We start from the raw sequence: 26,355 nt of genomic DNA on the forward strand, positions 1-26,355 counted from the left end.
GGCCTGATAAAACGGGAGAAGTGCATGAAGTCGATTACCGCCATCATCGGGGGCAGCCTGTTGCTGGCCGCCGCCCCGGCCCTGGCCAACCCCGGCGAAATGAGCGTTGCGACGTTCCTGGCCAAGGCAGACGCGCTGCGCGCCAAAGGCCCTGCCGCGCTGTTTTCAGGCGATATGAAAGTGCTGAAGTCCGAAGGCGAAGCCGCCGGCGCGGCCTATCGCGCGCGGCTTGCCGCAGAACGCGCGGCGGGCCGGCCCAGCAGTTGCCCGCCTCCCGGCGGCAAGGCGCGAATGTCGTCCGACCAGTTGCTGGCGCACTTGCGCGCCTATCCCGCCCCGGCGCGCGGCGGCACGACGATGAAAACCGCCATGGCGGACTATTTCATCAAGACGTATCCCTGCCGCTGAGCCCCAACTGAAACGGCCCGCCTCCCCAATGGGAAGCGGGCCGTGTCGTCAGGTAACGACCGGGACGGATCAGCCGTCGTAATCGCCGCCGATCGAGGTGTTGCGCACCGGCGCGGCCGCGGTGATCCGCAGCGCTTCCGCCGACTGGCTGAGCGAGCCGATGTCATCGACTTCATCATCATCATCGGGCAGCACGCGCTGAAGCGAGGTGATCACCGATTCCTTGAGGTTGGCCGGACGCACGGTCTGTTCCGCGATTTCGCGCAGGGCCACAACCGGGTTCTTGTCGCGGTCACGGTCAATCGTCAGTTCCGCGCCGCCCGAAATCTCGCGCGCGCGCTGCGCGGCAAGCAGCACCAGGTCGAAACGGTTCGGGATCTTGTCGACGCAATCTTCAACGGTAACGCGCGCCATCGGGCACTCCAGTCCATGAAATCCGGGAAAGTCCGGCTGCTACACGCCCGCCGATTCGCAAGTCAAGAAAAATTCGCATAAACAACTGCTATAAAACAGTTTTTAAGATCAGTCATCGGCATAGGCAGCCATCGAATCATCGGCCAGATCGCTGAACCGGGTGATGCGCGATTCGAAGCGCAGGCGAACCTTGCCGGTCGCACCGTGACGTTGCTTGGCCACGATCAGCTCGGCCGTCCCGAACACGCGCTCCATTTCCGCCTGCCAGGCGGCGTGAGCCTCGTGGATCTTGGCGTCGTCCGACCCTTCGGGCACTTTCGGTTCGCGCGCGGCGACGTAGTAATCCTCGCGGAACACGAACCAGACCATGTCCGCGTCCTGTTCGATCGAGCCGGATTCGCGCAAGTCGGACAGCATCGGGCGCTTGTCCTCGCGCTGTTCGACCGCACGGCTGAGCTGCGACAGCGCGATCACCGGGACGGACAGTTCCTTTGCCAGCGTTTTCAGGCCGCGGCTGATCTCCGAAATTTCGTTCACGCGGTTGTCGGTGGCGCGGCCCGACCCCTGCAGCAGCTGGAGATAGTCGATCACCACCAACCCGATGTCGTGCCGCCGCTTCAGGCGCCGCGCGCGGGTGCGCAGCGCGGCGATGGTCAGGCCCGGCGTATCGTCGATATACAGCGGCAGCTCGGCCAGACGCTGGCTGGCATAGGACAGCTGCTGGAAATCCTCGCGGCTGATCTTGCCCATGCGCAGGGCTTCACTGCTGATGCCGGACTGTTCGGCCAGGATACGCGTGGCCAGCTGGTCCGCGCTCATTTCCAAGCTGAAGAACGCGGTGGCGGCGCCGACTGACTTGGCCGGGTCGATCCCGTCGGCAATGTCACGCCGCAGCCGGTCGGCCGCGTTGAAGGCGATGTTGGTGGCGAGCGAAGTCTTGCCCATGCCCGGTCGCCCGGCCAGGATGATAAGGTCGGAATCGTGCAGTCCGCCGACCTTCTCGTTGACCGATGTCAGGCCCGTGGTCGTGCCGGACACGTGGCCGCCAGACAGCAGCGCCTTTTCGATCATCCCCAGCGCGGTGCGGGTCGCGGTGGCAAACCCTTGCGCCTCACTGCCGGTCGATGCGCCTTCGGCCACCTTGTAGAGCGCGGCTTCGGCAATGGAGATCTGCTCCATCGGCTCCACGCTTTCGGACGTATCCAGCGCGGAGTTGACCAGGTTGCGGCCCACCGCGACCAGTTCGCGCAGCAGCGCCAGATCGTAAATTTGCTCGGCCAGTTCGCGCGGGGCGAGCAGCCCCTGCCCATCCGCCGTCAGCCGCGCCAGATAGGATGCGCCGCCCAGTTCCTTGAGCGCCTCATCCGCTTCGAAATAGGGTTTCAGCGTGACCGGCGTGACCACGGCCTTGCGGTCCAGCAGTTGCAGGATGCGCTCGTAGATGCGGCCATGCACCGGCTCGAAGAAATGGTCCGGCCGCAGCGGCGTGACCAGCTCCTCGATCACGCGGTTGTCGATCAGCGCCGCGCCAAGGAACGCGGCCTCGGCCTCCACGTTGCTCGGCAGCGCGCGGGCGGCGGTTTCGGTCGGTCGGGTGATGAGATCGAGTTCAGACATGCCGGCCTTCTTTGCGCGCGGTCCCGGTGCGGTTCAAGGTTCCGCGCGGGGATGAGTTTTGCACAGGGTGTGCAAATTGTCCGCCGCCCTGCCGCCGGCCCGCCATTCCCCCCCTTGCCGCAGCATTTTGCATCTGCGAAAAGCGCGCGCAGGATGGCAGACGCACGGATCATCGACATCGCGCTGGATGAGGCGACGATTCTGTGGCGCAACGCCGATATCGAACAGGAACGCCGGATCGCGATCTTCGACCTGATCGAGGAGAACACGTTCAAGCCCCTGCGCGCCTGGAACGCCGGGCACGAAGGGCCATACCGGCTGCGTCTGTCGGTGAACGAGGGGCGACTGGTGCTGGACATCAGCGCCGAGGATGGCTCGCTGCTGGAATCGCTGATCCTGGCGCTGGGCCGATTCCGCCGCCACATCCGCGAATACTTTGCCATCTGCGACAGCTATTACCAGGCGATCCGCAAGGCGAGCGCCGCCGAGATCGAGACAATCGACATGGCCCGGCGCGGCGTTCATAACGAAGCGGCGGAAATGCTGCTGGAACGCCTTGAAGGAAAAGTGGAAACTGACTTTCCGACCGCCCGGCGGCTCTTTACCCTGATCTGCGTGCTGCATATCAGGGGTTAGAAGTTACAGGGTCGACACACGCATCATGGCACGCAAATCTTCCAGTCGCTGGCGGCTGCGCCTGCTCGGCGCGGGGCTGCTGATCGCCCTGATCGGCGGCGGCTGGGCCTGGTGGGACCTGCACCACTGGGTGCCCCCGCGCGCCGCCTTCCCGATGCAGGGCGTGGAAATCGGCGCGGAAGACGGCGCGGTGGATTGGGCCGCACTGAAAGCCATCGGTGCCGACTTTGCCTATCTCGATGCCTCGGCCAGCGCCTTTGCCCGCGACGGGGCGTTCGTAAAGAATCTGGAAGACGCACGCGCGGCCAGGCTGCAGGTTGGTGCGGTGCACCGCTATGATCCGTGCCAGCCCGCCGAAAAGCAGGCCGGCAATTTCGTCACCGTGGTGCCGCGCGATGGCAAGATGCTGCCCCCGGCAATCGACCTCGACATGCTGGCCGACGATTGCCCGGTCAAGGTCAGCGATGCCGCCGTGCAGAGCGAGCTCACCACGTTCATCAACCAGATCGAGACGCACACCGGCAAGCCATCGATCCTGAAAGTGTCGCGTGCATTCCAGCAGCGCTATGGCGTGGCAGCCGCGATCGACCGCAACCTGTGGCTGGTGCGCGACCGCTTCCAGCCGGACTATGCGGGCCGTCCGTGGATGCTGTGGACCGCCAACAGCGCGCTGGCAAACGAGGCCGGGGCATCTCCGGTGCGCTGGGTGGTCGTCCAGCCCTGAAGCGGTTAGGATGCGTGCATGACGATTGACCGCGACACCCTGATCGCCGCCGCCCGTGCGGCTGCCACTTCCGCCTACGCGCCCTATTCCAACTTCCACGTCGGCGCGGCGCTGAGCTTTGCCGATGGCTCGGTGGTGACCGGCGCGAACGTCGAAAACGCCAGCTATGGCCTGACGCTGTGTGCGGAAACGGTCGCGGTGGGCAAGGCGCTGTCTGAGGACTGGCGCGGCGCGCTGGAAGCTGTCGCGGTGATCGGCGGCAAGGCAGGTGGAGTGGGCGCAGGCGCCCCCGTCACCCCCTGCGGGCGCTGCCGCCAGATGCTCAACGAAGTGGCCGCGCTGGGCGCGAGTGATCCCACGGTATGGTGCGTGGGCCAGGACGAGGTCTTGGAACTGCGCTTGTCAGAATTGCTGCCCCACGCCTTCGGGCCGGATAGCCTGGCCTAGGCTGCGCCCTCCAGCCACTCCAGCAGCGCGCCCAGGCAATCGCGGCCCAGCAGTTTGCTGCGTTCCGGCGACCAGCCCTGCGCGGGGCACGGCAGGTCGTCGTTGTCCTTGAACGGCATTTCCAGCGTCATCGCGGTGCAGCCGAACCGCTCGGCCACCTGGTTGGTCGACATGGCCAGATTGGCACGGCCCTTGCCCGCGACCGGGTAGCCGTGACGGGTCTGGAAATCGGGGGTGCGCCGCTTGAGGATCGCCTTGTAGCGGTCAAATCCGCCCTGCTGGACTTCCGTCCACGACGGGATGCCTTCGAACCCCGCCAGGAAGACGTGGGGGATCGCCTCGTCGCCGTGGACGTCCATTGCAAAATCGACGCCGCTGGCGTCCATCGCATTCCGGATCGCCAGCACTTCGGGCGACTTGTCCGCGCTCGGCTCGGCCCATTCGCGGTTCAGGTTCATGCCCGCCGCGTTGGTGCGCAGATGCCCACGGCACGACCCGTCGGGATTGGCGTTGGGCACGATGTGGAACCGGCAGAGTTGCCGCAGCCGCCGCGCAATCGGGTCGGCCGGATCGGTCAGGCATTCCAGCGCGCCCTCCATCCACCATTCGGCCATCGATTCGCCGGGGTGCTGGCGGGCATAGAGCCAGACCTGCTTCGGACCCTCGCCCAGTTCCAGGCAATCGATCGCCTGCCCTTCCAGGCTATAGCCCAGCACGCGGTAATCGACCCCGTCCGCCTCGGCCATCGCGGCGACCAGATCGTGGTGGCGCTCCATCGAATAGGGCGCGAAATAGGCGAACCAGGCCAGGTTGCCGTCGGGGCGGTAACGGATGGTCAGCGTGCCGCCATCCTCGCCCGCGTCATAGCTGCTGTCGGCGCGGCCCCAGAAATCGCGGTCCTCGCTCACCGCCGCGCGATAGCCGGGCCAGCCATCGGGATAGGCCGATCCGGCAAGACCGGTGATCTTCAGCGTCAGTTCCCGGCCCTGCGCACGGGCGACGCGGAAGTGGAACCACTGGTAGAAGTCGGAATGCGCATCCTTGCGGATCGCCAGCCGGGCGGTGGCGCCAGCGATGGACAGGACTTCGATATTGCCGCTGTCAAACGCGGCGTCGATCTGGATGGGGGTGGTGCTCATGGCACCTCGATAGTCTCACCCGATTGTCCCGGAAAGCCCTTGAACAGCGCTTCGGCCATCTTGCCCGCCCCCAGCGTGGTATCGGCCAGCGGAGAGGAGGCGCGGACCGCGAAGCTGGCCCGCCCTTCCCACAGCGCCTGCCCGCTGGCCCGGTCCTTGATGATCACGCCCAGCGTCGTCTCGACTTGCGCGGCGGGTTTGGGTGACAGGTTGATGCCGATCCCGACGCCTAGGCCGGAACCATAGCTGCCGGTCGATCCGCCCACCCCCACGCTGACCGGGCTGCCCGCGCGTTCCGGCTGATAGGTGCCGCGCGCAAAGCGCAGTTCGGCCACTTGCCCGCCCGCCCCGGCGGCGGCCTCGGTGTAGCCGATCAACGTCAACTGGCGTTGCACCGCCATCTGATAGGTGCGCCATTCGATCGACGCGCCATCCATTCCGGGTGCCGGTTCGACCGAAATCGTCCCCTTGCCCAGCGCCGACACGTCCGGCACGTGAAAGCGCGTCACTTCCACCGGGCCGGTCGGCGCAACGCAACCTGCCAGCGGAACCAGTGCGAGGCACAATGCGGCGAATTTCAGCGACTTCATCGCGGGCGACCTCTCAAGCAGGGACTTATGCAACGATTGTGCGACCGCACCGCGCCCGATGCAAGCACCGTCAGGTGCCGGCGGCGGGGAAGCCTTCGAACAGTGCAGCAGCGAGGCGATCGGCAATCTTCTGATCGTTCCAGCGGGCATCGCCCTGCCGGGTCAGGATGTCGGCCCGGCCTTCCCACAGCACCGCCCCGCTGGCGCGGTCCTTGATCCGGGCTTCCAGCCGGGTGGAAACCAATGCGCCCTTGGGCTTGGTCAGGTCGATATTGATCCCCAGCCCCATCATCGATCCGCGATTCGACACGCCCACGGCCATTTCGCCGCTGACTGGCTTGCGGGGCGCTTCCTGCGGTTCAGCAATGGAATGAAGCACCCGCACTTCGGCCACATGGGCGCCGTCCGGCGTGGCCGTCTGATAACCCGCCCCGGCCAGCGCATCGATCACCGCCGCCTGAAAGGTCGCCATTTCGCGGGCATCGACCGGACTGGTCGCCGCTGCCTCGACCACGCTGACCGTGCCTTTGCCCAGTGCCGCCGCGAGCGCCGGATCTTCCGTCACGAAGCGGGCAACCTGCACTTTGCCTTCGCGGCTGGAGGATGCGGCGCGTGCGCTGCGGGCATAACCGCCCGGCGCGGTGGTCCACCCGCGCCCCCCCCATACCCCCGGCTGGGCCTGCGCCGGAGCGGCCAGCGCGAGGACGGACAGGACGGCCAGGGTGCGCGGCAGGGGCATGAAGGTCTCCGGGGAAAAGGATGGTGGCCGTCCCGCTAGGCGTTCCCGCTTTGCACGGACCTGAACGGGCAGGAAATTCGATTTCACGTTATCCACTTTATCATCCAGCGATGCTAACACCCTGATCGACATGACAACCAAACTCCCCGTGCTCGTCACCGGAGGCGCCGGCTATATCGGCAGCCACGCGGTCCTCGCCCTTCAGGATGCCGGCTGGCCGGTGGCCGTGATCGACAATCTCGTCACCGGTTTTCGCTGGGCCGTGCCCGAAGGCGTGCCGTTCTATCAGGGCGATATCGAGGACGGCGATCTGCTCGCCCGGATCTTTGCCGAACAGGGCATCCGCGCGGTGATGCATTTTGCCGGATCGGTGGTGGTGCCGGAATCGGTGTCCGATCCGCTGAAGTATTACCACAACAACACCGCCAAGACCCGCGCCCTGATCGCCGCCGCCGTGGCCGCGGGCGTGCCGCACTTCATCTTCAGTTCCACCGCCGCGACTTATGGCATACCCGAAGTCTCCCCCGTGACCGAGGACACCCCCCAGCGCCCGATCAATCCCTATGGGATGTCCAAGCTGATGACCGAATTCATGCTGCGCGACACGGCGGCCGCGCATCCCATGAATTTCTGCGCGCTGCGCTATTTCAACGTGGCCGGGGCCGATCCGCAGGGCCGCACCGGGCAATCGACCGCCGGAGCCACGCACCTGATCAAGGTTGCGGGCGAAGCCGCGCTGGGCAAGCGCGCGGGCGTGGAAGTGTTCGGAACTGATTTCGACACGCCTGACGGCACGGGCGTGCGCGATTACATCCACGTCAGCGACCTCGCCAATGCCCACGTACTTGCGCTGGAGCACCTGATCGCCCACCCGGCCGATTCGTTGACCATGAACTGCGGCTATGGTCAGGGCTATTCGGTGCTGGAAGTGCTCGATGCGGTGGACCGCGTGACCAACAACAAGATCGTGCGCACCCTGTCCCCCCGCCGCGCGGGCGATCCCGATTCGCTGATTTCGGACAATCGCCGGATCAAGGCGACCCTGCCCTGGGTACCGAAGTTCGCGGACCTCGACCTGATCGTGCGCCACGCCCTGTCATGGGAACGCAAACTGGGCGAGATCCGGGGAGAGTAAGCAGAACTGGCTTGCTGTGCCATCCCGCTCCCCCGCCCGACCTCACCAAACAAGCGACTACTGCCTTGACTTGGCCGGGACTCACCCTTAACGGCCCGGTCTCCAATTTCAGCGGCCTGCCGCCGCACGAGGATATCATGAAGATTCGCAACAGCCTGAAGTCGCTCAAGGACCGCCACCGGGACAACCGCGTGATCCGCCGCCGTGGCCGGACCTATGTGATCAACAAGACCAACCGTCGCTTCAAGGCGCGCCAGGGCTAATCACCCGGCGTTTGGCTGGCCCGGCACTGCCGGGCCGTCACCCTTAACGGCCCGCCTCCACCACCGGGGAGCGGGCCGAAGCTGTTTTATCCCTGCGGAGCCGCTGCCATGACTACGCGATTCGATGCACCGATCGATGCTGTGGTGTTCGATGTCGGCAAAGTGCTGGTGCGCTGGGAACGGCACCTGCCCTATGTGAACCACTTTGCCGATCCGGCGCAGCTGGACTGGTTCATGGACACGGTGATCCCGCTGGAATGGCACGCGGAACATGACGCGGGCCGCCCCGCGGCAGAGCTGATCGCGGAACGCAGCGCACTGTTCCCCGAGTATGCCCCGCTGATCGCCGACTGGTTCGGCCGGTTCAACGAGACGATCCCCGGCCTGGTCCCCGGCAGCCCCGAACTGGTCGAGGCGCTGCACGCACGCGGCGTGCCGCTTTACGCCATCACCAATTTCGGTGCCGACACCTGGGCCGGCTTCCGCCCGCACTTCCCGCTGGCCGACTGGTTTCTGGATGTGGTGGTGTCTGGCGTGGAACGCCTCGCCAAGCCGGATCCGGCGATCTATGCGCTGGCGGCAAGCCGGTTCGGCCATGCGCCACAGCGGATGCTGTTCATCGACGACAGCGAAGCCAATGTCCGTGCGGCGCGCGAATCGGGCTGGCACGCCCACCATTTCATCGACGCGGCCGGGCTTGAGGCGGAACTCAAGGCGCGCGCCCTGATCTGACCGGACCTGCATCTGCCCCCCCCATTTGGCAGGGCAGCGGGACGGCACAGCGCACAAAAAAAGGCCCTCGTCCGAAGACGAGGGCCTTTTCAGGGGGCTGTTATAAGGAGTGCCTGAGAGACTTGGCGTCAGGCAGCGCCGTTGCAGCGCGCGAGCTGGTCGGCGCTCAATTCGCCCTTCGGGGTGGCGAAGCTGGTGACGGGGCCAAAGGCCTTGACCACGCGCGCGCAGGTGCGCGCAGGCGCGGAACCGTCGCTCGAACCGGTGCAGCTGGTGCCGGTGCAGGTCCACGCGGCGCCATTCACCACCTTCTTCGCCGGAGCTTCCAGCGCGGTGGCGAGCACGGCGGTGTAGCGGGCCGACTGGGCCAGCGCGGGAGTGGTGGTGGCGGTGAACGAACCGATGGTGCCGACGATGGCCAGCGCACCGACAAACAGGGTGCGCGCAAGCGGACGCTGGAAAACAGTGGTCATGATACTTCCCTTTCGTTGCCGAACGCAGGGACCGAAGCGCCTGGGAGGGAGGGTGCCGATTTGCGTTGCTGAGGGCCAGATAGTGCGATAGGTATTAAGTTGCAACCTGAAACGGTGCATTGCAGCAAAGATTTTTTTGTCACATCCGAAGCCCGATTGCGATAGGCTTCGATTCAGGGATTGGGGACATTCGACTGATGGGTATGCTTCGCGAACCGCTTGACGAAATCCAGAGCTGCGGATTGCCCTCCGCGCTGGAAGTCATGGGAGAACGCTGGTCGTTCATGATCCTGCGCGCGGCGTTCAATGGCCTCCATCATTTCGAGGAGTTCCTGGGGGAGCTGGGCATTGCCCGCAACATCCTGTCCAACCGGCTGGCACGGCTGGTCGAACATGGGATCATGAAGCGTGAGCACATGCCCGATGATCGCCGCAAGATCGAATACCGCCTGACCGCCAAGGGGCTGGACCTGCTGCCCGCGATGCTGGCACTGCGCCAGTGGGGCGAGAAGTATGGCGTCGGCGTTCCGGCCAACCCCGTGCTGTGCGACACCCGCGATGGCCAGCCGATTGCCCCGATCGCCATTCACGCCCACGATGGCCGCCCGCTGGCCCCCGTCGAGCTGGAATGGCGCAACCGCGCCGACATCGGCAAAGCGCTGCACGCACCGGAAGATGACGCGGTTCGTCCCCGGCTGAACGTGCTGTAACCGCCCCCGTTTCCAAGCAACGACCACAGGCAGTCCTCCCCATGACCAGCGCCCCGTCCCCCTCGCCCGCCGAGCTCGCCCGCGTTTTCGCGCTGCAACAGGATCACCAGTGGACGGTGAAGGCCTCCACTGCCGAGCAGCGCAAGGCCAAGCTGGCCCGGCTGAAAGCCGCGGTCGAGGCCCATGCCGACGAGATCGTTGCCGCCGTGCTGGAAGACACGCGCAAGCCCGAAGCCGAAATCCGCGTAACCGAAGTGCTGAACATCATCGGCAATATCCAGCGCAACATCGACAATCTCGATGCCTGGATGGCCCCGACCGAAGTCACGCCTTCGATGAATCCCAATGACCGCGCGCAGATCCTGTATGAAGCGCGCGGGGTGTGCCTGATCCTGGGGCCGTGGAACTTTCCGCTTGGCCTCACGCTCGGCCCGGTCGCAGCGGCCGTCGCGGCGGGCAACTGCTGCATGGTCAAGCTGACCGACCTGTGCCCCGCCACCGCGCGGATCGCGGGCGTCATCATCCGCGAGGCGTTCGAGGAGAACGAAGTCGCCCTGTTCGAAGGCGATGTCGGCGTGGCCACCGCGCTGCTTGAACTGCCGTTCCACCACATCTTCTTCACCGGCAGCACCCGCGTCGGCAAGATCGTGATGGCGGCCGCGGCAAAGCACCTGGCCAGCGTGACGCTGGAACTGGGCGGCAAGTCGCCGGTAATCATCGACGACGGCGCCGATATCGACAAGATCGCCGCCGATCTCGCCGGGGCCAAGCAGTTCAACGGCGGGCAGGCCTGCATCTGCCCGGACTATGTCTTCGTGAAGGAAGATCAGCAGGACCGGCTGGTCGAGGGCTTCCGCGCGAACGTGGCGAAGAACCTGTATGACGACGCCGGGCAGATCCGCAAGGAGAGCATCGCCCAGATCGTCAACGCGGCCAACTTCAACCGGGTGAAGACCATGTTCGACGATGCCGTGGAACAAGGCGCGACCGTGGCGGTCGGCGGCACGCTGGATGCCAGCGACCTGACCATTCACCCCACCATGCTGACGAACGTCACCCCGCAGATGAAGATCCTGCAGGACGAGATCTTCGCCCCCGTCCTGCCGGTAATGACCTATGACAAGCTGGACCAGGTGATCGATTACATCGCCGCACGCGACAAGCCGCTGGCGCTCTACATCTACAGCCCGGACGAAGCGAACATCCAGAAAGTGCTCAGCCGCACGTCATCGGGCGGGGTCACGGTCAACGGCGTGTTCAGCCATTACCTTGAAAACAACCTGCCCTTCGGCGGCGTGAACCAGAGCGGCATGGGCAGCTATCACGGCTATTTCGGATTCAAGGCCTTCAGCCACGAACGCGCGATCTATCGCCACCAGTAAGGGCGCAAACCCTAAACTTTCAGGCCCGAAACTGTCAGGCCCGGACCCCGATCCGGCGATAGCTGAGTGCTTCGGCAACATGGATCCGGCCGATCCCGTCGCTGCCGGCCAGATCCGCGATCGTGCGCGCCACGCGCAGGATGCGGGTATAGCCGCGCGCGGACAGGCGCATCGCCTCGGCCGCCTGCATCAGCAGCTTGCGCCCGGCCTCATCCGGGGTGGCATGGGCTTCCAGCAGATCGCCGTCGAGTTCGGCGTTGGTCCGCCGGCTCGTCCCAGCCAGCCGCGCGGTCTGCACTGCGCGCGCGGCGGCGACGCGGACGGCGACTTCGGCGCTGCCCTCGGACGGGGGCGGCAGGGCCAGATCGGCGGCGCTGACGGGATCGACCTCGACGTGCAAGTCGATCCGGTCCAGCAGCGGCCCGGATACCTTGGACTGGTAATCGGCAGCGCAGCGCGGGGCGCGGCTGCACGCCAGCGCCGGATCGCCGAGATAGCCGCAACGGCACGGGTTCATCGCCGCAATCAGCTGCACCCGCGCCGGGAATGTCACGTGGGCGTTGGCCCGCGCCACGGTCACTTCACCCGTTTCCAGCGGCTGACGCAGCGAATCGAGCACCGCACGCTGGAATTCGGGCAGTTCATCCAGGAACAGCACGCCCAGGTGCGCCAGGCTGACTTCGCCGGGTTTGACCTTCAGGCCGCCCCCGGTCAGCGCCGCCATCGACGCCGAATGGTGGGGCGCGCGAAACGGGCGGGCGCGGCTGATCCGGCCATCTTCCAGCAGTCCCGCAACCGAAGCGACCATCGACGTTTCCAGCGCCTCTGCCGCTGTCAGTTCCGGCAGGATTCCGGGCAGGCAGCTGGCCAGCAGCGACTTGCCCGCGCCCGGCGGTCCGCTCATCAACAGGTTATGCCCGCCTGCGGCCGCGATTTCGAGGGCACGCTTGGCGGTTTCCTGGCCCTTCACCTGCTTCAGGTCCGGCCCCCTGGCGGGCGGCTCGGCCTCTCCCGGCTGGGGCGCGGGCAAGGTCTGCACCCCTTTCAGGTGGTTGAGCAGGCTGACCAGATCCGGCGCGGCCAGCACCGGAATGCCGCTGGCCCAGCGCGCCTCTGACCCCTGCGCCGCCGGGCAGATCAGGCCGAGGTCCGCCCCGCTGGCATGAAGCGCGGCCAGCAGCACGCCGGGAGACGGCACCACCCGGCCATCCAGCGCCAGTTCGCCCACCGCGATGAAATCGGCCAGTTGCTCCGCATCGGTCACGCCCATCGCCGCCAGCAGCGCCAGCGCGATCGGCAGGTCATAGTGCGAGCCTTCCTTGGGCAGGTCGGCGGGGGACAGGTTGATGGTGATTCGCTTGGGCGGCAGCGATAGGCCCATCGCCGCCAGCGCGGCGTTAACCCGCTCGCGGCTTTCGTTCACCGCCTTGTCCGGCAGGCCGACCAGGTTGAAGCGCGGCAAACCCGGCGCGATCTGGCACTGCACCTCAACCCCGCGCGCTTCCAGCCCCAGGTAAGCCACTGTCCGAACCAGTGCGACCAAATTCACCCCCGTACATACACCTAAGCCGTTGATGGAGCAGCCGTGCCGCGCTGTCGAGGGGGACTGCACCATGGCGGCGGTAACGCGTCCTTAACCGCTGGCATTGGGTTTGGTGTAAGCTCGCGCGGGTAAACTGGGCGTCATGAACCGGTTTGCCGCCCTGCTGCTTCCCCTGCTCGCGCTTGGCGCCAGCCCCGCGCTGGCCGATGCGGTCGTGGAAACGGTGGAAGTGACCGAAGTGGTCAGCACCGATGCAATCAGCACCGGCGGCTCGGAACGCTATGTCGTCAGCACGCCCGCACTGGTGCCGCAGGGGATTGCCCGGTTCGGCCCGTTCCGCGTGCTGGATGGCAGCCGCGCAGCGCTGGTCGACGTCACCGATACACACAGCCCCGCCCAGTTCGAAGCGATGCTGCGGGCCTTTCCCGGCATTTCGCTGATCGAGATGATCGACTGCCCCGGCACCGAGGATGACCGCGCCAACCTGAAACTGGGGCGGATGATCCACGCCCGCCAGATCACGACGTATGTGCCGCAGGGCGGCTCGGTCCGCTCGGGCGGGGTGGAGTTGTTCCTGGCGGGCAAGCAGCGGATCGCCGATCCGGGCGCGGAGTTCGCGGTGCACAGCTGGGCGGACGAGGACGGGCGCGAGGCGAAAGACTATCCCGCCAACGCCCCGGAAAACCGGGCCTACCTTGATTACTACGCCGAAATGGGCATGAGCGCAGGGCAGGCCAAGGCGTTCTATGCCATGACCAACTCCGTCCCGTTCGACGATGCCCGCTGGCTGACCGCGCAGGACATGGGCAAGTGGGTGGCCCTGAATTAGTTGATGGTGCGGTCAGCCCATCCGGCCTGACCTTGCCGCACCGGCCCGCTCCCCCGCCCGGCCACCCAACGGAATTGTACGTTGTGGGTGGCCGGGCGGGGGAGCGGGCCGGTGCGGCGAACTGCCGGAAGGCAGAAGGGGTCTCTCCCGAATCCCTTGACTCATATCCGGGCCTCCGTTAACGGCCCGATCCCTGTATTCCAGCCGTCTTGTCGGGCGGTGTTGTTGTTATTGTATCCGAGGTTATCATGAAGCGCACCTTCCAGCCCAGCAATCTCGTGCGTGCCCGTCGTCACGGTTTCCGCGCCCGCACCGCCACTGTCGGCGGTCGCAAGGTGCTGGCCGCGCGTCGCGCTCGCGGCCGCAAGAAGCTCTCGGCCTGATCCTACCCGTGAAACTTCCCGTCCTTTCGCGGCGGGCAGATTTCCTAGCCGCAAACCGGGGCCTGCGTGTATCGCGCCCCGGTTTTGTGTTGCTTGCCCGGCCCAATGATGCCGGCACGATGCGGTTCGGCATCACTGTCACCAAGAAGATCGGCAATGCGGTGGTCCGCAACCGGATGAAGCGGCGGTTTCGCGCGCTGATCCGCGATATGCTGCCAACCCAGGGCCTGCCCGGCCACGATCATGTGCTGATCGGCCGCGAAGGCGGGGTGGAACGCGACTTTGCCCTGCTGCGCACCGAACTGCAGGCCGCCCTGGCCCGCGCCGCCGCCGGCAAGGGCGATCCGCCACGCAAGCCCCGCACCACCGGACAACGCGGCAAGCGATGAAGCGCGCCCTGATCCTGCTGTCGCGCGCCTGGCAACTCGGCCCGTCGCGCATCCTGCCGCCCAGTTGCCGCTATGCCCCGTCGTGCTCGCAATACATGATCGAGGCCGTTGAAAAGCATGGTGCGATTAAGGGTGGCTGGCTGGGCCTCAAACGTATATTGCGCTGCCATCCTTGGGGAGGGCACGGGTATGACCCGGTGCCTTGACCAGGCCAGCCGCCTTCCCATCTGACCAAGACTTCAAGAAAACAGGGACGCCTTCGTGGAGAACCATAATCAGCGCAACCTGATCCTGGCGGTCGTGCTTACGGCACTGATCCTGTTCGGATGGGACGCGGCACTTCGCTATATGTACCCCAACGCGGACAAGGCCCAGCCGGTGGCCGAAGCCGCTGCCGGGGCAGCTCCGGCCGATGCGGCCAAGCCGACGCGCGAAGGCGGGCTGACCGCGCCCGCCGATATCGCGGCCGAAGCGCGCGACCTCAAGACGGCGTTGAACCCGGCAGCCCGCGTGGCCATCGCCGCACCGGGGCTGACCGGCTCGATCAACCTGGCGGGCGGGGTGCTGGATGACCTGACCACCAACCGCCACACCGCCGCGCTGGACCCCAAGGAGGGGCCGCAGCGGATCTTCTCTCCCGCCGGCACCCCGGCCCAGCACTACGCCCAGTTCGGCTGGGTGGGCGACAATCTGGCCGTGCCGAACGCCGCGACCGTGTGGACCGCCCCCGCAGGCGCGAAGCTGACCCCGCAGACCCCGGTCACGCTGACCTGGAACAACGGCGCCGGCCTGACCTTCGCGCTGACTTACGCGATCGACGCGGACTACATGGTCACCGTCAAGCAGACGGTCGCCAACACCGGCGGCGCGCCGGTGGCGGTGAAGCCCTTCGCGCTGATCAACCGCACCAGCAAGACCGCCAGCCTGGACAGCTTCAACGTCCATTCCGGCCCGTTCGGCGCGTTCGACGGCACCGTCTCGTTCGGTCCCGACTATGACGACGTGACCGAAGCCGGCCAGGTCAGCAACGCCGGCAAGACCGACTGGATCGGCTTTACCGACGTGTACTGGATGACCTCGCTGATCCCGGACAAGGCCGGGGCGACCAGCGATTTCCGCGCCATGGGCAACGACATCTACCGCGCGGACCTGGTCTATGGCGCGGTCAACGTCGGCGCGGGCCAGCAGGTTGCGCGCACGACGCGGCTGTTTGCCGGGGCCAAGGAAAGCCAGGTGCTGGACCGCTATGAGGAAACCGGCATCGTCAACTTTGGCCTGGCGATCGACTGGGGCTGGTTCCGCTGGTTTGAAAAGCCGATCTTCCTGCTGCTGACCAAGCTGTTCGAACTGGCCGGCAACTTTGGCGTGGCGATCATCCTGCTGACGCTGATCGTGCGCGGGATCATGTTCCCGATCGCGCAGAAGCAGTTCGCCAGCATGGCTGCGATGCGCGCGATCCAGCCCAAGATGAAGGCGATCCAGGAACGCTACAAGGACGACAAGCCCAAGCAGCAGGAAGAGATCATGGCCCTCTACAAGAAGGAAGGCGTCAACCCGCTCGCGGGCTGTCTGCCGATCTTCCTGCAGATCCCGATCTTCTTCGCGCTCTACAAGACGCTGATCGTCGCGGTCGAAATGCGCCACCAGCCCTTCGCGCTGTGGATCAAGGACCTGTCCGCCCCCGATCCACTGCACATCCTGAACCTGTTCGGCCTGCTGCCGTTCGAAGTGCCCGCTTTCCTGGGCATCGGCGTGCTGGCGATCCTGCTGGGCATCACGATGTGGCTGCAGTTCAAGCTGCAGCCCGCGCAGATGGACCCGGTGCAGCAGCAGGTCTTCGCGATCATGCCGTGGATGATGATGTTCATCATGGCGCCGTTCGCGGCCGGCCTGCTGATCTACTGGATCACCTCCAACGTGCTGACCATCGCCCAGCAGAAGTACCTCTACAGCAAGCACCCGCAGCTGAAGGCGCAGGCTGAAAAGGACGCGGCGGATGCGGCGCGGGCCAAGGAACGGGCGAAGTCGTGACCGATGAAGTGGTGACAGGCGACGCCCCGCTTCCCGGCGATGAGGACCTGGCCGAACGGGCGCGCCGCCTGTTCGCCGGGCCGATCGCATTCCTGAAAAGCGCGCCCGCCCTGCACTTCCTGCCCGATCCGGAATTTCCGGAAGTGGCGCTGGCCGGACGCTCGAACGTGGGCAAGAGCTCGCTGCTCAACGCGCTGACCAACCGCAAGTCGCTGGCCCGCACGTCGGTGACGCCGGGCCGCACGCAGGAACTGAACTTCTTCGACGTCGGCGATCCGGTCACCCTGCGGCTGGTCGACATGCCCGGTTACGGCTTTGCCAAGGCTCCGCTGAAAGTGGTGGAGCAGTGGAAGCGGCTGGTGCGCGATTTTCTGCGCGGGCGCGTTTCGCTGAAGCGGGCGCTGGTGCTGATCGATTCGCGCCACGGCGTGAAGCCGGTCGACATCGACATGATGAAGATGCTGGACGAAGCGGCCGTGGGCTATCGCCTGGTCCTGACCAAGGCCGACAAGGTCAAGGCCAGCGAACTGGCTGCCGTCCTCGCCGCGACCGAGGTGGAAGCGCGCAAGCATTCCGCCGCCTTCCCGCAAGTGCTGGTGACATCGTCCGAAAAGGGCATGGGCATCGCCGAACTGCGTGCCGCCGTACTGGCCGACGCGGAGACTTGAAGCTATCCTGCTTGCCCGGCCGCTTGGCCGGCAAGCGAGGAGTCGCAGGGCATGAACCCGGACATTTCCGAAGCCGATCTGGCGGCGCTGGTCCCCGCCTTTTACGCCCGTGTCCGGCAGGATGACCTGATCGGGCCGGTGTTCAATGGCGCGATCCATGATTGGGACCACCACCTGGTCCAGCTGATCGCATTCTGGTCTTCGGTGATGCGCTCCACCGGGCGCTACAAGGGCAGCCCGATGGCCGCGCACCTGCGGCACAAGGACACGATCACGCCCGCGATGTTCGACCGCTGGCTGGCCCTGTGGGGCGAAGTGACCGCGGCGTTACTCCCCGCCGCCAAGGCCGCGGCCATGCAGGCCAAGGCCGCCACCATCGGCGAAAGCCTGAAGCTGGCGCTGTTCTTCCGCATGCCCAGGGGCGCCCCGCCGCAGCCCTACAAAGTCACGGCGGAATGGGATGAAACGACCCTGCCTGCCGCGATCCGGGGGCGGCACAACACCAAGGCCGGGGTCTGGGGCCTGCTGCGCGTGCTGGAAGGCCGCGTGTCGCTGGTGTTCGAAGACCCGGCCCGCCGGGTCGAGGTTACGCCGGATCAGCCCGCCGAGATTCCGCCCGAACAGTGGCACCATGTGGAGCTGGGCGGACCGGCGCGGATGCGGGTGGAATTCTACCGCGAGAAGCCGCTGGGCTGAATGCCCCCTACTTCGCGAACAATTGCTCCAGGCTGGCAAAGGCCTTCATCTCGATCGCGTTGCCGGATGGATCGCGGAAGAACATCGTCGCCTGTTCCCCCGGCTGGCCCTTGAAGCGCACATAGGGCTCAATCTCGAACTGCACCCCGGCCGCTCTCAAGCGCTCGGCCAGCGCCTCCCAGTCTTGCAGCGTCAGCACGATGCCGAAATGCGGCACCGGCACGCCATGGCCGTCCACCGGGTTCGCCCCGGCATCGCTCACCGCCCGCTCGCCCACGCAATGCGCGACGATCTGGTGGCCGTAGAAATCGAAGTCGATCCAGTCATCGCTGCTGCGCCCTTCCGCGCAGCCCATTATCCCACCCCAGAACGCCCGCGCCTCCGCCAGGTCGCGGACGGGGAATGCCAGGTGGAACGGGCGCAGGGACATGGCGTGAACTCCTTTGCGGCGGCGATATCCGTTCAGGCTCGACAGCGTCAAGCTGAACAGATAGTCCGGCCCCATGAAGCTCATCATCGGCAACAAGAACTATTCCAGCTGGTCGCTGCGCGGCTGGCTGGCGGCCAAGCAATCGGGCCTGGCGTTCGAGGAGATTACCGTTCCGCTGTTCGGCGACGACTGGGACCAGCGCAAGAAGAACGATGGCGATATCGCCCCCTCATCCGGCAAGGTGCCCGTGCTGTGGGATGGTGACGCGGTGGTGTGGGACAGTCTGGCGATCATCGAATACTTGGCCGACAAGGTCGGGCGCGAGCGGTTCTGGCCCAAGGCCGATGATGCTCGCGCGATGGCACGATCGATGGTGGCGGAAATGCATTCGTCCTATCAGGCCCTGCGCGCCGAATGCCCGATGAACATGCGCCGGCAGTTCGAGGAAATCGAACTGAGCGACGCCGCCCGCGCCGACATCGTGCGCATCCTGACCCTCTGGGCCGAGGCACGGGCGCGGTTCGGCATGGGCGGGCCGTTCCTGTTTGGCACCTACAGCGCCGCCGACATCTTCTATGCCCCGGTGGTCAGCCGCTTCATGACCTATGGGATAGGTGTGCCGGGCTTCGCCCTCGCCTATATGGATGCCGTATGGGATCACGAATGGATGCAGTCCTGGCTCGCCGCCGCCGAGGCTGAGGACTGGGTGATCGAACAATACGAGATGCCGGAAGCAAAATGATCCGCAAACTTGCCACTGCCTGCGCCGCGCTGCTGGCGCTGCTGAGTACGCCCGCGCTGGCCTGGGGCGGGTTCGGCCATGAAACGACCGCGCAGATCGCGCTGGCCAACGTCTCACCTAGAACCCGCGCCGAAATCGCGCGGCTGCTGCGCGCCGAAGCGGCGCTGGGCACGCCCTATTGCCGGATGCGCAGCCTGGAAGAAGCCTCGACCTGGGCCGATTGCCTGCGCCGCGAAAGCTGGCGCTGGGCCTATACTTTCGCATGGCATTACCAGACCGAGAACATCTGCAAGCCCTATGACGTGAAGGCCAACTGTTCCGGCGGCAACTGCGTGACGGCGCAGATCGTGCGCAATCGCCGCATCCTGGCCGACAAGACACTGCCCGCCGCCCAGCGGCTGGAAGCGCTGGCGTGGCTGGCGCATGCCATCGGCGATCTGCACATGCCGCTCCATTCGGGCGACAATGCGGACCTGGGCGGCAACGCCGTCGCGGCAAAGTATGGCATCGCGCCGGGGCGCAACCTGCACTCGGTGTGGGACGGGCCATTGGCGGAACGCGGGATCACTTCGGCCGAGCCGCCGCTGGTGCGGCGTTATTCGGCTGAGGAACGCGCCGAACTGGCCAGTGGCGATGTGGCCGACTGGGGCCGCGAAAGCTGGCAGATCGCCCGCGACCTGGTCTACGCCCGCGCGTTCGACCGCGATCCCTGCGCGGGCGGTGAAGCCCCCAAGGACGTTGTGTGGAGCAACGAGGACATCGAGGCCAGCCTGCCCACCCTGCGCCAGCGGGTCACGCAGGCCGGCTTGCGGCTGGCCCGCGATCTGGATGCCGCACTGGGCGGCGCGGCGCGCTAACTTGCCCCGGCGCGCGCTTGCCCATATGCAGCGCCTGATATGACCGCTTCCCCCGTTCTCCCGCTCGCTGAGGCGCTGATCGCCTGCCCCAGCGTCACGCCAGCCACCGGTTCGGTGTTCGATTGCCTTGAAGGGATGCTGACCCCGCTGGGCTTTGCCGTGCACCGCTTCACGGCGGGCGAAGCGCCGGACGGCCCGGTGGAGAACCTGTTCGCAATCCGGCAGAGCCCGGTGGGCAGCCGCCACTTCGCCTTTGCTGGCCACGTCGATGTCGTGCCCCCCGGCGAGGGCTGGGCCAGCGCGCCGTTCGCGCCGGAAGTGCGCGGGGACCTGCTCTATGGGCGCGGCGCGGTCGACATGAAGGGCTCCATCGCGGCGATGGTCCATGCGGCGGCCAGCATCCCGCAAGATGCCGGAACGCTCAGCTTCATCATCACCGGGGACGAGGAAGGCCCGGCCCGCTTCGGCACCGTCGCGCTGATCGAACACATGCGCGAGGTAGGCGCGATCCCGGATCTTTGCCTGGTGGGGGAACCGACTTCGGTCCACCGGCTGGGCGACATGATGAAGATCGGGCGGCGCGGCTCGGTCAACATCTGGCTGGAAGTGGCAGGGACGCAGGGCCACGTTGCCTATCCGCACCTTGCCGACAACCCGATCCCCCGGCTGGTCGCCATGCTGGCCGAACTGGACGCGCTGGTGCTGGACGAAGGGACCGACTGGTTTCAGCCGTCCAATCTGGAATTGACCGACATCACCGTCGGCAACCCGGCAACCAACGTGATCCCGGCCAAGGCATCGGCGCGCATCTCGATCCGCTTCAACGACCTGCACACGGGGCAGGAACTTGCCGACCGTGTGGCCGCCATTGCCGAGCGCCACGGCGGCAGTGCCCGCGCGGTGATCTCGGGCGAGGCGTTCCTCACCCCGCCCGGCGCGTTCTCCGCGATGATCGCCCGCGCGGTGGAAGGCGAAACCGGCCTGATCCCCGAAGCTTCCACCACCGGCGGCACCAGCGACGCGCGTTTCCTGAAAGACCTGTGCCCGGTGATCGAATTTGGTCTGTGCAACGCGACGATGCACAAGCGCGACGAAGCCGTGGCGATCCCCGATCTCGACGCGCTCGCCCGGATCTATACCCGCGTGGCTGTGGACGCGCTGTCCGCCTGATTGCCGTCACTGCCTCAGCCTGTTAGGTTGCCCCGCAAGATTGTTACAAGCAGGGGATACCTTTGATGACCGAGCGCCGTTCGCTGTTCAGCGGCCTGACCGAACGGCTCAGCCGGAACCTGACCGCGTGGATCCTGATCGGGATGGTGCTGGGCGTGATCGTGGGGCAGGTGCTGCACACCCAGCTGGCCGCCGACGTCATCAAGGAATCGGTCGCTCCCTGGCTGAAGCTGCTGTCGGACATCTTCCTGCACCTGATCAAGCTGCTGGTCGCGCCGCTGGTGCTCTCCACCATCGTCGTCGGGATTGCCCACATGGGCGATGGCGCGGCGCTGGGCCGGATCGGCACGCGCGCGATTGCCTGGTTCATCACCGCCAGCCTGATCTCGATTGGTCTGGGGCTGGTCATGGTCAACCTGTTCCAGCCCGGTGTCGGTGCCCCGATCCCCGATGTGGAGGCCGCGAAGGCCGCCGTCGGCACCGTTCCGGAAACCAGCGCGACCGGCTTCATCCTGTCGATCTTCCCCAAGAACGCGTTTGAAGCGCTGGCCACCAACAACATCCTGCAGATCCTGGTTTTCTCGATCTTCGCGGGCGTTGCCCTAGCCGCCATCGGTGAAAAGGGCGCGCCGCTGGTGCGCGGGGCCGATGCGCTGGCGGAAATGATGCTGCAGATCACCGGCTACGTCATGCGCTATGCCCCGATCGCGGTGTTCGGGGCGATCGCCAACGTGGTGGCGGCCAGCGGGCTCGACATCCTGAAAACCTATCTGGAACTTCTGGTCGAATTCTACCTCAGCCTGGTCCTGCTGTGGGTGATCCTGCTGGCCATCGGCGCGATTTTCCTGGGACGGCGGATCGTGACGCTGGTAAAGTACATTCGCCAGCCGTTGATGATCGCCTTCTCCACCGCCAGCAGCGAAGCCGCCCTGCCCAAGATGTTCGAACAGCTGGACCGGTTCGGCGTTCCCCGCCGGATTTCGGGCTTCATGCTGCCGCTGGGCTACAGCTTCAACCTCGACGGGTCGATGATGTACATGAGCTTTGCGACGATCTTCATCGCGCAGGCCTATGGCATCGACTTGACGATCAGCACGCAGATCATGATCCTGCTGACCCTGATGATCAGCTCCAAGGGCATCGCCGCCGTTCCGCGCGCCAGCCTTGTGGTCATCACCGGCACGCTGGCGATGTTCGGCCTGCCGGTGGAAGGCGTGGCGATCATCCTGGCGATCGACCAGTTCCTCGACATGGGCCGCACCGCCACCAACGTGGTCGGCAACGCGGTGGCGACCTCGGTCATCACCAAGTGGGAAGGCATGCTGGAAGTGGAAGAGCCCGAATATGTCGAGCATCCCCACATTCCGGCGCACACCGCCGCCGATGGCCGGGCCGGGCTGGACCTCGACGAATCGAACTTCAAGCAGGGCTGACGGTTACGCCTGCGCCCCCTTGGGCGCGGGCGTCTTCGGCTTGAAGGCGCACAAGTCTGCCACCGGGCAGCGCCAGCATTCGGGCGTGCGGGCCTTGCAGATGTAGCGGCCGTGCAGGATCATCCAGTGGTGCGATCCCACCCGGAACGGCTGCGGCACGCGCTTATCGAGCAGCTTTTCCACCGCCAGCGGGGTCTTCCCCTTGGCCATGCCGGTGCGGTTCGCGACGCGGAAGATGTGCGTATCCACCGCGAAAGTCTCGGCCCCGAAAGCGCAGTTCATCACCACGTTGGCGGTCTTGCGCCCGACGCCGGGCAACGTGGTCAGCACGTCGCGGTCGGCCGGAACCTCGCCCCCAAAATCACGCACCAAAATCTCGGACAGCGCGATCACGTTCTTCGCCTTGGAATTGAACAGGCCGATGGTCTTGATGTGCTCCTTCAGGCCTTCTTCGCCCAATTCAATCATTTCAGCGGGAGTCTTCACCTGCTGGAACAGCTCGCGCGTTGCCTTGTTGACGCCGACGTCGGTCGACTGCGCGGATAGCACCACCGCAACCAGCAACTGATAGGTATTGCCGAATTCCAGCTCGGTTTCAGGCGAGGGATTGTCCTCGGCCAGCCGGCGGAAGAATTCGAAGATCGCGTCCTTCTTCAAAGGTCCAGCACCTGCGGCATGGTATAGCGCCCCGCGTCCTTGCCGATCAGCCACTGCGCCGCGCGCACGGCTCCACGCGCAAAGATCGCGCGGTTTTCGGCCAGGTGCGACAGGCTGAGCCGTTCGTTGTCGGCCAGGAAGTGCACCGTGTGATCCCCCGCCACCGTGCCGCCGCGCAAGGATGCAAAGCCGATTTCCCCCGCAGTCCGCGCGCCGGTGATCCCGTCGCGCCCGCGCGCGCTGTTGGCCGCCAGATCGATCCCGCGCCCCTCTGCGGCCGCATGGCCCAGCAGCAGCGCCGTGCCGGACGGCGCATCGACCTTCATGCGGTGGTGGGTTTCGACGATCTCGATATCCCAGTCCGCGCCCAGCCGCTGCGCTGCCTCGCGCACCAGGTGCGCCAGCAGCGTCACCCCCAGCGAGGTGTTCCCGGTTTGCAGCACGGCGGTGCGCAGGGCGGCATCGTCGCACAGGAAATGGTGGCGCTCTTCCAGCCCGGTGGTGCCGACCACGATCGGCACGCCGGCGGCCACCGCCGCATCCAGATTGGCCTCAAGCGCGTGGGGGCTGGAAAAATCGACCAGCACATCGCTGGCCTGCGCCAGAGCGAGCGGATCGCCGCCCTTGTCGATCCCGCCGGACAGCGTCTCGCCAGCCGCCGCAATCGCGTCCGCCAGCGCCTGCCCCATGCGCCCCGCGCTGCCGATGATGCCGATTCTTGCCATTGCTGTCCCCATTGAAGGCGTGCTTCATGGGCGACATGACCGAAATCCGCAACATCGTGATCCTGACCGGCGCGGGCATTTCCGCCGAAAGCGGGATCGACACCTTCCGCAGCGCGGGCGGGCTGTGGGAACAGCACCGGGTAGAGGATGTCGCCACACCCGAAGCCTTCGCGCGCGATCCCGATCTGGTTTACCGCTTTTACGACATGCGCCGCGCCTCGATTCAGGAAAAGCTGCCCAACCCGGCGCACTTCGCACTGGCCGAGCTGGACGCGGCATGGCGCGGGAACCTGCTGATCGTCACGCAGAACGTCGATGACTTGCACACCCGCGCGGGCGCGCGGCGGGTGCTGCACATGCATGGCGAACACCTGAAGGCATGGTGCACCAGCTGCGACGTCCGCTCCCACTGGCGCGGGCCATTGATCGACCGCCCGCCATGCCCGATCTGCCAGTCTCGAAGCCTGCGGCCCGACGTGGTGTGGTTCGGCGAGATGCCGTATCGCATGGGCGAGATTTACGGCGCGCTGCGCGAGGCAGACCTGTTCGTCTCCATCGGCACATCGGGCGCGGTCTATCCCGCCGCCGGGTTCGTCCAGAACGCCCGCGAACTGGGCATCCGCACGCTGGAACTGAACCTGGAGGAAAGCCAGGGCTCTCGCTGGTTCCACGAATCGCGGCTGGGACCGGCGAGCGAGGTCGTGCCCGCGTGGGTGGCGGAAGTGCTAGGCGGCGGCTGAACAGCCCCGGCAAGCCTCGTCCCTGACGATCCGCATCGTTCGCAGCGACGGCGTCAGCCCGTCCAGCAAGTACAGCTTGCCCCACTGCGGATCGCCCAGCGCGGCGTGGCCTTCCAGAATGACCCGCATCGCCGCCATCGCCGCGAACGTGCCAACCATGCCGACCATCGCCCCCAAGACGCCATCGGCGGCGCAAGTGTCGCAATCCTCGGCATCGAAGGCGTCACCCACGAAGCAGCGATAGCAGCTCTGCCCGGGCAAGTGCCCGGCGAAGTTGGCGACCTGCCCCTGAAACCGCCCGATTGCCGCTGTGGTTAACGGGATGCCCTGCCGCACACAGGTATCCGACACGAGCAGGCGAGTCGCGAAGTTGTCACACCCGTCGATTACTACGGTGGCACTCTCGATGACCTGCGCGGCGTTATGCCCCCCAACCCTTCCGGCGACCGCGCGGGCATCGAGAACCGGATCGAACCGACGCACCCAATCGGCAGCGGCTTCGGCCTTGGACCGGCCGATGTCGGCAGGCGTGAAGATCGTCTGGCGTTGCAGGTTGCTGGCATCGACCACATCGTCATCGACCAGCGTCAACCGCCCGATTCCCGCTCCGGCGAGGTATTGCAGCGCGGGCGAACCAATCCCCCCGCAGCCGATCAGCACGACATGCGCCTGCGCCAGCGCCACCTGCCCTGCCCCGCCCACTTCGGGCAGCACGATGTGGCGGGCAAAACGGTCGAGGCGGTCAGCGGACAGGGTCATGCGGGCGCTTTAGGCGCAATCGCCGCGCGATGCCACGTTTCCGCGCGTGACAAGTGCCCGCCCTTTGCGCAGACTTGCGCCAAAGCACATGAAGGAGAGGGATATGTCTGATCTTGCCGGGCGCGTTGCGCTGGTTACCGGGGCGTCGCGCGGGCTGGGGCTGGCAACGGCGCGGGCACTGGCCGCGGCGGGCGCAAAAGTGGCCGTTACCGACCTGACCGCACCGGAAGATCTCGCCCACGAAATCGGCGGGATCGCCCGCGCGCAGGACGTGACGAGCGAGGCGGACTGGGCCGCGACGATGGACTGGGTCAAGGCCGCAGCGGGCGGGCTGGACATTCTGGTCAACAACGCCGGGCTGTGGCTGTTCAAGCCGATCACCGAAACCACACTGGACGACTGGCGGCGGCTGCATTCCGTGAACGTCGAGGGCGTGTTCCTGGGCACCCGCGCCGCGATCCCGCTGCTGGCGGAACGCGCGCACTTGTGGCGCGGCGGCACCGCGATCGTGAACCTGTCCTCGGTCGCCGGGCTGCAAGGCGCAGCGGGGGCGAGCTGCTACAATTCCACCAAGGGCGCGGTACGGCTGTTCACCAAGGGCTGCGCGGTGGAACTGGCCGGCGCACGCATCCGCGTCAATTCCGTCCACCCCGGCGTGATCGATACCGACATGGGCCGCAAGCTGGTCGACGATTTCGCCGCCGCGCAAGGGGCCGGGAACAACGAGATGCTGGCGCAGGTCTCCGCCATGCACCCGCTCGGCCACCTGGGCGAGCCGCGCAACGTGGCCGATGCGGTGGTGTTCCTGGCGTCAGACCGCGCGGCCTTTACCACCGGCAGCGAACTGGTGGTCGATGGCGGGCTCCACGCGGGGTAAGTGCCCTCACGCGCTGG

At 66.2% G+C, this 26,355-nt stretch carries 33 protein-coding genes; 22 read left to right on the forward strand and 11 right to left on the reverse strand.

All coding sequences use genetic code 11. The features are described 5' to 3' along the window. Positions 1-24 precede the first annotated feature (24 nt). On the forward strand, positions 25-408 hold the full coding sequence (locus IE113_RS06055) for a hypothetical protein (RefSeq protein WP_189539510.1): 384 nt from the start codon (positions 25-27) through the stop codon (positions 406-408). 69 nt (positions 409-477) lie between these two features. On the opposite strand, the gene rpoZ is transcribed toward IE113_RS06055, so the two are convergent. Beyond that, positions 478-822: a DNA-directed RNA polymerase subunit omega gene (gene rpoZ / locus IE113_RS06060; RefSeq protein WP_189539511.1), complete on the reverse strand. Its 345-nt coding sequence runs from the start codon at positions 820-822 to the stop codon at positions 478-480. A gap of 108 nt (positions 823-930) precedes the next feature. After that, positions 931-2,439 (reverse strand): replicative DNA helicase, encoded by a 1,509-nt coding sequence (locus IE113_RS06065; RefSeq protein WP_189539512.1) that lies wholly within the window; start codon positions 2,437-2,439, stop codon positions 931-933. A 153-nt stretch (positions 2,440-2,592) separates the two neighbouring features. Between IE113_RS06065 and IE113_RS06070 the strand changes: the two genes are divergently transcribed. The 3 genes from IE113_RS06070 to IE113_RS06080 are packed head-to-tail and all read left to right on the forward strand — an operon-like array spanning position 2,593 to position 4,246. Next, the gene (locus tag IE113_RS06070) at positions 2,593-3,075 is read left to right on the forward strand and encodes a UPF0262 family protein (protein ID WP_189539513.1); all 483 of its coding nucleotides are present in this window, start codon (positions 2,593-2,595) and stop codon (positions 3,073-3,075) included. 25 nt (positions 3,076-3,100) lie between these two features. Beyond that, positions 3,101-3,799 (forward strand): glycoside hydrolase family 25 protein, encoded by a 699-nt coding sequence (locus tag IE113_RS06075; protein WP_189539514.1) that lies wholly within the window; start codon positions 3,101-3,103, stop codon positions 3,797-3,799. A gap of 18 nt (positions 3,800-3,817) precedes the next feature. Beyond that, positions 3,818-4,246: a cytidine deaminase gene (locus tag IE113_RS06080; protein ID WP_189539515.1), complete on the forward strand. Its 429-nt coding sequence runs from the start codon at positions 3,818-3,820 to the stop codon at positions 4,244-4,246. Here IE113_RS06080 and IE113_RS06085 read toward each other — a convergent pair. The 3 genes from IE113_RS06085 to IE113_RS06095 form a co-directional block, all read right to left on the reverse strand. Beyond that, positions 4,243-5,385: a M14 family metallopeptidase gene (locus IE113_RS06085; RefSeq protein WP_189539516.1), complete on the reverse strand. Its 1,143-nt coding sequence runs from the start codon at positions 5,383-5,385 to the stop codon at positions 4,243-4,245. The genes IE113_RS06080 and IE113_RS06085 overlap by 4 nt on opposite strands. Then, the gene (locus IE113_RS06090; protein WP_189539517.1) at positions 5,382-5,975 is read right to left on the reverse strand and encodes a DUF4136 domain-containing protein; all 594 of its coding nucleotides are present in this window, start codon (positions 5,973-5,975) and stop codon (positions 5,382-5,384) included. Before IE113_RS06090 ends, IE113_RS06085 begins: the two co-directional genes overlap by 4 nt. Before the next feature lie 70 nt (positions 5,976-6,045). Continuing rightward, a complete protein-coding gene (locus IE113_RS06095; protein ID WP_189539518.1) occupies positions 6,046-6,714 on the reverse strand; it encodes a DUF4136 domain-containing protein in 669 nt (222 codons plus the stop codon). 130 nt (positions 6,715-6,844) lie between these two features. Between IE113_RS06095 and galE the strand changes: the two genes are divergently transcribed. The 3 genes from galE (at position 6,845) to IE113_RS06110 (ending at position 8,844) form a co-directional block, all read left to right on the forward strand. Next, positions 6,845-7,849, forward strand: coding sequence for a UDP-glucose 4-epimerase GalE (gene galE, locus IE113_RS06100; protein WP_189539519.1), 1,005 nt, complete (start codon positions 6,845-6,847; stop codon positions 7,847-7,849). A gap of 137 nt (positions 7,850-7,986) precedes the next feature. Further along, entirely contained in the window at positions 7,987-8,112 is a 126-nt protein-coding gene (gene ykgO / locus IE113_RS06105; RefSeq protein ID WP_003046794.1) for a type B 50S ribosomal protein L36, read from the forward strand. Between the two features lie 108 nt (positions 8,113-8,220). Then, complete coding sequence (locus IE113_RS06110; protein ID WP_189539520.1) at positions 8,221-8,844, forward strand: HAD family hydrolase; 624 nt, start codon at positions 8,221-8,223, stop codon at positions 8,842-8,844. 128 nt (positions 8,845-8,972) lie between these two features. Here the strand turns inward: IE113_RS06110 and IE113_RS06115 are convergent, their stop codons facing one another. Beyond that, on the reverse strand, positions 8,973-9,317 hold the full coding sequence (locus IE113_RS06115; protein ID WP_189539521.1) for a DUF8200 family protein: 345 nt from the start codon (positions 9,315-9,317) through the stop codon (positions 8,973-8,975). A gap of 197 nt (positions 9,318-9,514) precedes the next feature. On the opposite strand from IE113_RS06115, the gene IE113_RS06120 reads away from it, so the two are divergent. Together IE113_RS06120 and IE113_RS06125 are read left to right on the forward strand one after the other, a co-directional pair. Continuing rightward, a complete protein-coding gene (locus IE113_RS06120; protein WP_189539522.1) occupies positions 9,515-10,027 on the forward strand; it encodes a winged helix-turn-helix transcriptional regulator in 513 nt (170 codons plus the stop codon). A gap of 41 nt (positions 10,028-10,068) precedes the next feature. Then, on the forward strand, positions 10,069-11,409 hold the full coding sequence (locus IE113_RS06125) for an aldehyde dehydrogenase family protein (protein WP_189539523.1): 1,341 nt from the start codon (positions 10,069-10,071) through the stop codon (positions 11,407-11,409). Between the two features lie 34 nt (positions 11,410-11,443). Here the strand turns inward: IE113_RS06125 and IE113_RS06130 are convergent, their stop codons facing one another. After that, a complete protein-coding gene (locus IE113_RS06130) occupies positions 11,444-12,952 on the reverse strand; it encodes a YifB family Mg chelatase-like AAA ATPase (protein ID WP_189539524.1) in 1,509 nt (502 codons plus the stop codon). A gap of 142 nt (positions 12,953-13,094) precedes the next feature. Here IE113_RS06130 and IE113_RS06135 point away from each other — a divergent pair, with 142 nt between their 5' ends. From IE113_RS06135 to IE113_RS16380, 7 genes are all read left to right on the forward strand, one after another. Beyond that, a complete protein-coding gene (locus tag IE113_RS06135) occupies positions 13,095-13,781 on the forward strand; it encodes an alpha/beta hydrolase (RefSeq protein ID WP_189539525.1) in 687 nt (228 codons plus the stop codon). 248 nt (positions 13,782-14,029) lie between these two features. Then, a complete protein-coding gene (rpmH, locus tag IE113_RS06140) occupies positions 14,030-14,164 on the forward strand; it encodes a 50S ribosomal protein L34 (protein ID WP_039336437.1) in 135 nt (44 codons plus the stop codon). An 8-nt stretch (positions 14,165-14,172) separates the two neighbouring features. Beyond that, positions 14,173-14,553, forward strand: a complete 381-nt coding sequence (rnpA, locus tag IE113_RS06145) for a ribonuclease P protein component (protein ID WP_189539526.1) — start codon at positions 14,173-14,175, stop codon at positions 14,551-14,553. Continuing rightward, a complete protein-coding gene (gene yidD, locus IE113_RS06150) occupies positions 14,550-14,759 on the forward strand; it encodes a membrane protein insertion efficiency factor YidD (RefSeq protein WP_189539527.1) in 210 nt (69 codons plus the stop codon). The genes rnpA and yidD overlap by 4 nt, the downstream gene beginning before the upstream one ends. A gap of 55 nt (positions 14,760-14,814) precedes the next feature. Continuing rightward, entirely contained in the window at positions 14,815-16,584 is a 1,770-nt protein-coding gene (yidC, locus tag IE113_RS06155; protein ID WP_189539528.1) for a membrane protein insertase YidC, read from the forward strand. Next, a complete protein-coding gene (gene yihA, locus IE113_RS06160) occupies positions 16,581-17,252 on the forward strand; it encodes a ribosome biogenesis GTP-binding protein YihA/YsxC (RefSeq protein ID WP_229822160.1) in 672 nt (223 codons plus the stop codon). Before yidC ends, yihA begins: the two co-directional genes overlap by 4 nt. A 51-nt stretch (positions 17,253-17,303) precedes the next feature. Beyond that, positions 17,304-17,948, forward strand: coding sequence for a TehB-like domain-containing protein (locus IE113_RS16380; protein WP_189539529.1), 645 nt, complete (start codon positions 17,304-17,306; stop codon positions 17,946-17,948). A gap of 7 nt (positions 17,949-17,955) precedes the next feature. Here the strand turns inward: IE113_RS16380 and IE113_RS06170 are convergent, their stop codons facing one another. After that, positions 17,956-18,378 (reverse strand): VOC family protein, encoded by a 423-nt coding sequence (locus IE113_RS06170; RefSeq protein WP_189539530.1) that lies wholly within the window; start codon positions 18,376-18,378, stop codon positions 17,956-17,958. A 73-nt stretch (positions 18,379-18,451) separates the two neighbouring features. On the opposite strand from IE113_RS06170, the gene IE113_RS06175 reads away from it, so the two are divergent. The 4 genes from IE113_RS06175 to IE113_RS06190 all read left to right on the forward strand — a co-directional run bounded on the left by IE113_RS06175 (position 18,452) and on the right by IE113_RS06190 (position 22,580). Next, a complete protein-coding gene (locus IE113_RS06175; RefSeq protein WP_189539531.1) occupies positions 18,452-19,120 on the forward strand; it encodes a glutathione S-transferase family protein in 669 nt (222 codons plus the stop codon). Continuing rightward, on the forward strand, positions 19,117-19,977 hold the full coding sequence (locus IE113_RS06180; protein WP_189539532.1) for a S1/P1 nuclease: 861 nt from the start codon (positions 19,117-19,119) through the stop codon (positions 19,975-19,977). Before IE113_RS06175 ends, IE113_RS06180 begins: the two co-directional genes overlap by 4 nt. Before the next feature lie 39 nt (positions 19,978-20,016). After that, complete coding sequence (gene dapE, locus IE113_RS06185; RefSeq protein ID WP_189539533.1) at positions 20,017-21,147, forward strand: succinyl-diaminopimelate desuccinylase; 1,131 nt, start codon at positions 20,017-20,019, stop codon at positions 21,145-21,147. A 65-nt stretch (positions 21,148-21,212) separates the two neighbouring features. Then, complete coding sequence (locus tag IE113_RS06190; RefSeq protein WP_189539534.1) at positions 21,213-22,580, forward strand: dicarboxylate/amino acid:cation symporter; 1,368 nt, start codon at positions 21,213-21,215, stop codon at positions 22,578-22,580. Positions 22,581-22,583: 3 nt separating this feature from the next. On the opposite strand, the gene nth is transcribed toward IE113_RS06190, so the two are convergent. Together nth and dapB are read right to left on the reverse strand one after the other, a co-directional pair. Then, on the reverse strand, positions 22,584-23,237 hold the full coding sequence (nth, locus tag IE113_RS06195; protein ID WP_189539535.1) for an endonuclease III: 654 nt from the start codon (positions 23,235-23,237) through the stop codon (positions 22,584-22,586). After that, positions 23,234-23,962 (reverse strand): 4-hydroxy-tetrahydrodipicolinate reductase, encoded by a 729-nt coding sequence (gene dapB / locus IE113_RS06200; RefSeq protein WP_189539536.1) that lies wholly within the window; start codon positions 23,960-23,962, stop codon positions 23,234-23,236. The genes nth and dapB overlap by 4 nt, the downstream gene beginning before the upstream one ends. Positions 23,963-23,997: 35 nt before the next feature. Between dapB and IE113_RS06205 the strand changes: the two genes are divergently transcribed. Next, positions 23,998-24,702 (forward strand): NAD-dependent deacylase, encoded by a 705-nt coding sequence (locus tag IE113_RS06205; protein ID WP_189539684.1) that lies wholly within the window; start codon positions 23,998-24,000, stop codon positions 24,700-24,702. On the opposite strand, the gene IE113_RS06210 is transcribed toward IE113_RS06205, so the two are convergent. Beyond that, positions 24,688-25,461 (reverse strand): HesA/MoeB/ThiF family protein, encoded by a 774-nt coding sequence (locus IE113_RS06210; RefSeq protein ID WP_189539537.1) that lies wholly within the window; start codon positions 25,459-25,461, stop codon positions 24,688-24,690. The genes IE113_RS06205 and IE113_RS06210 overlap by 15 nt on opposite strands. Before the next feature lie 103 nt (positions 25,462-25,564). Between IE113_RS06210 and IE113_RS06215 the strand changes: the two genes are divergently transcribed. Continuing rightward, a complete protein-coding gene (locus IE113_RS06215; protein ID WP_189539538.1) occupies positions 25,565-26,338 on the forward strand; it encodes a glucose 1-dehydrogenase in 774 nt (257 codons plus the stop codon). Positions 26,339-26,355: the final 17 nt, after the last annotated feature.

Origin of the sequence: Novosphingobium arvoryzae, assembly GCF_014652615.1 — a bacterium.
Classification (GTDB): domain Bacteria; phylum Pseudomonadota; class Alphaproteobacteria; order Sphingomonadales; family Sphingomonadaceae; genus Novosphingobium; species Novosphingobium arvoryzae.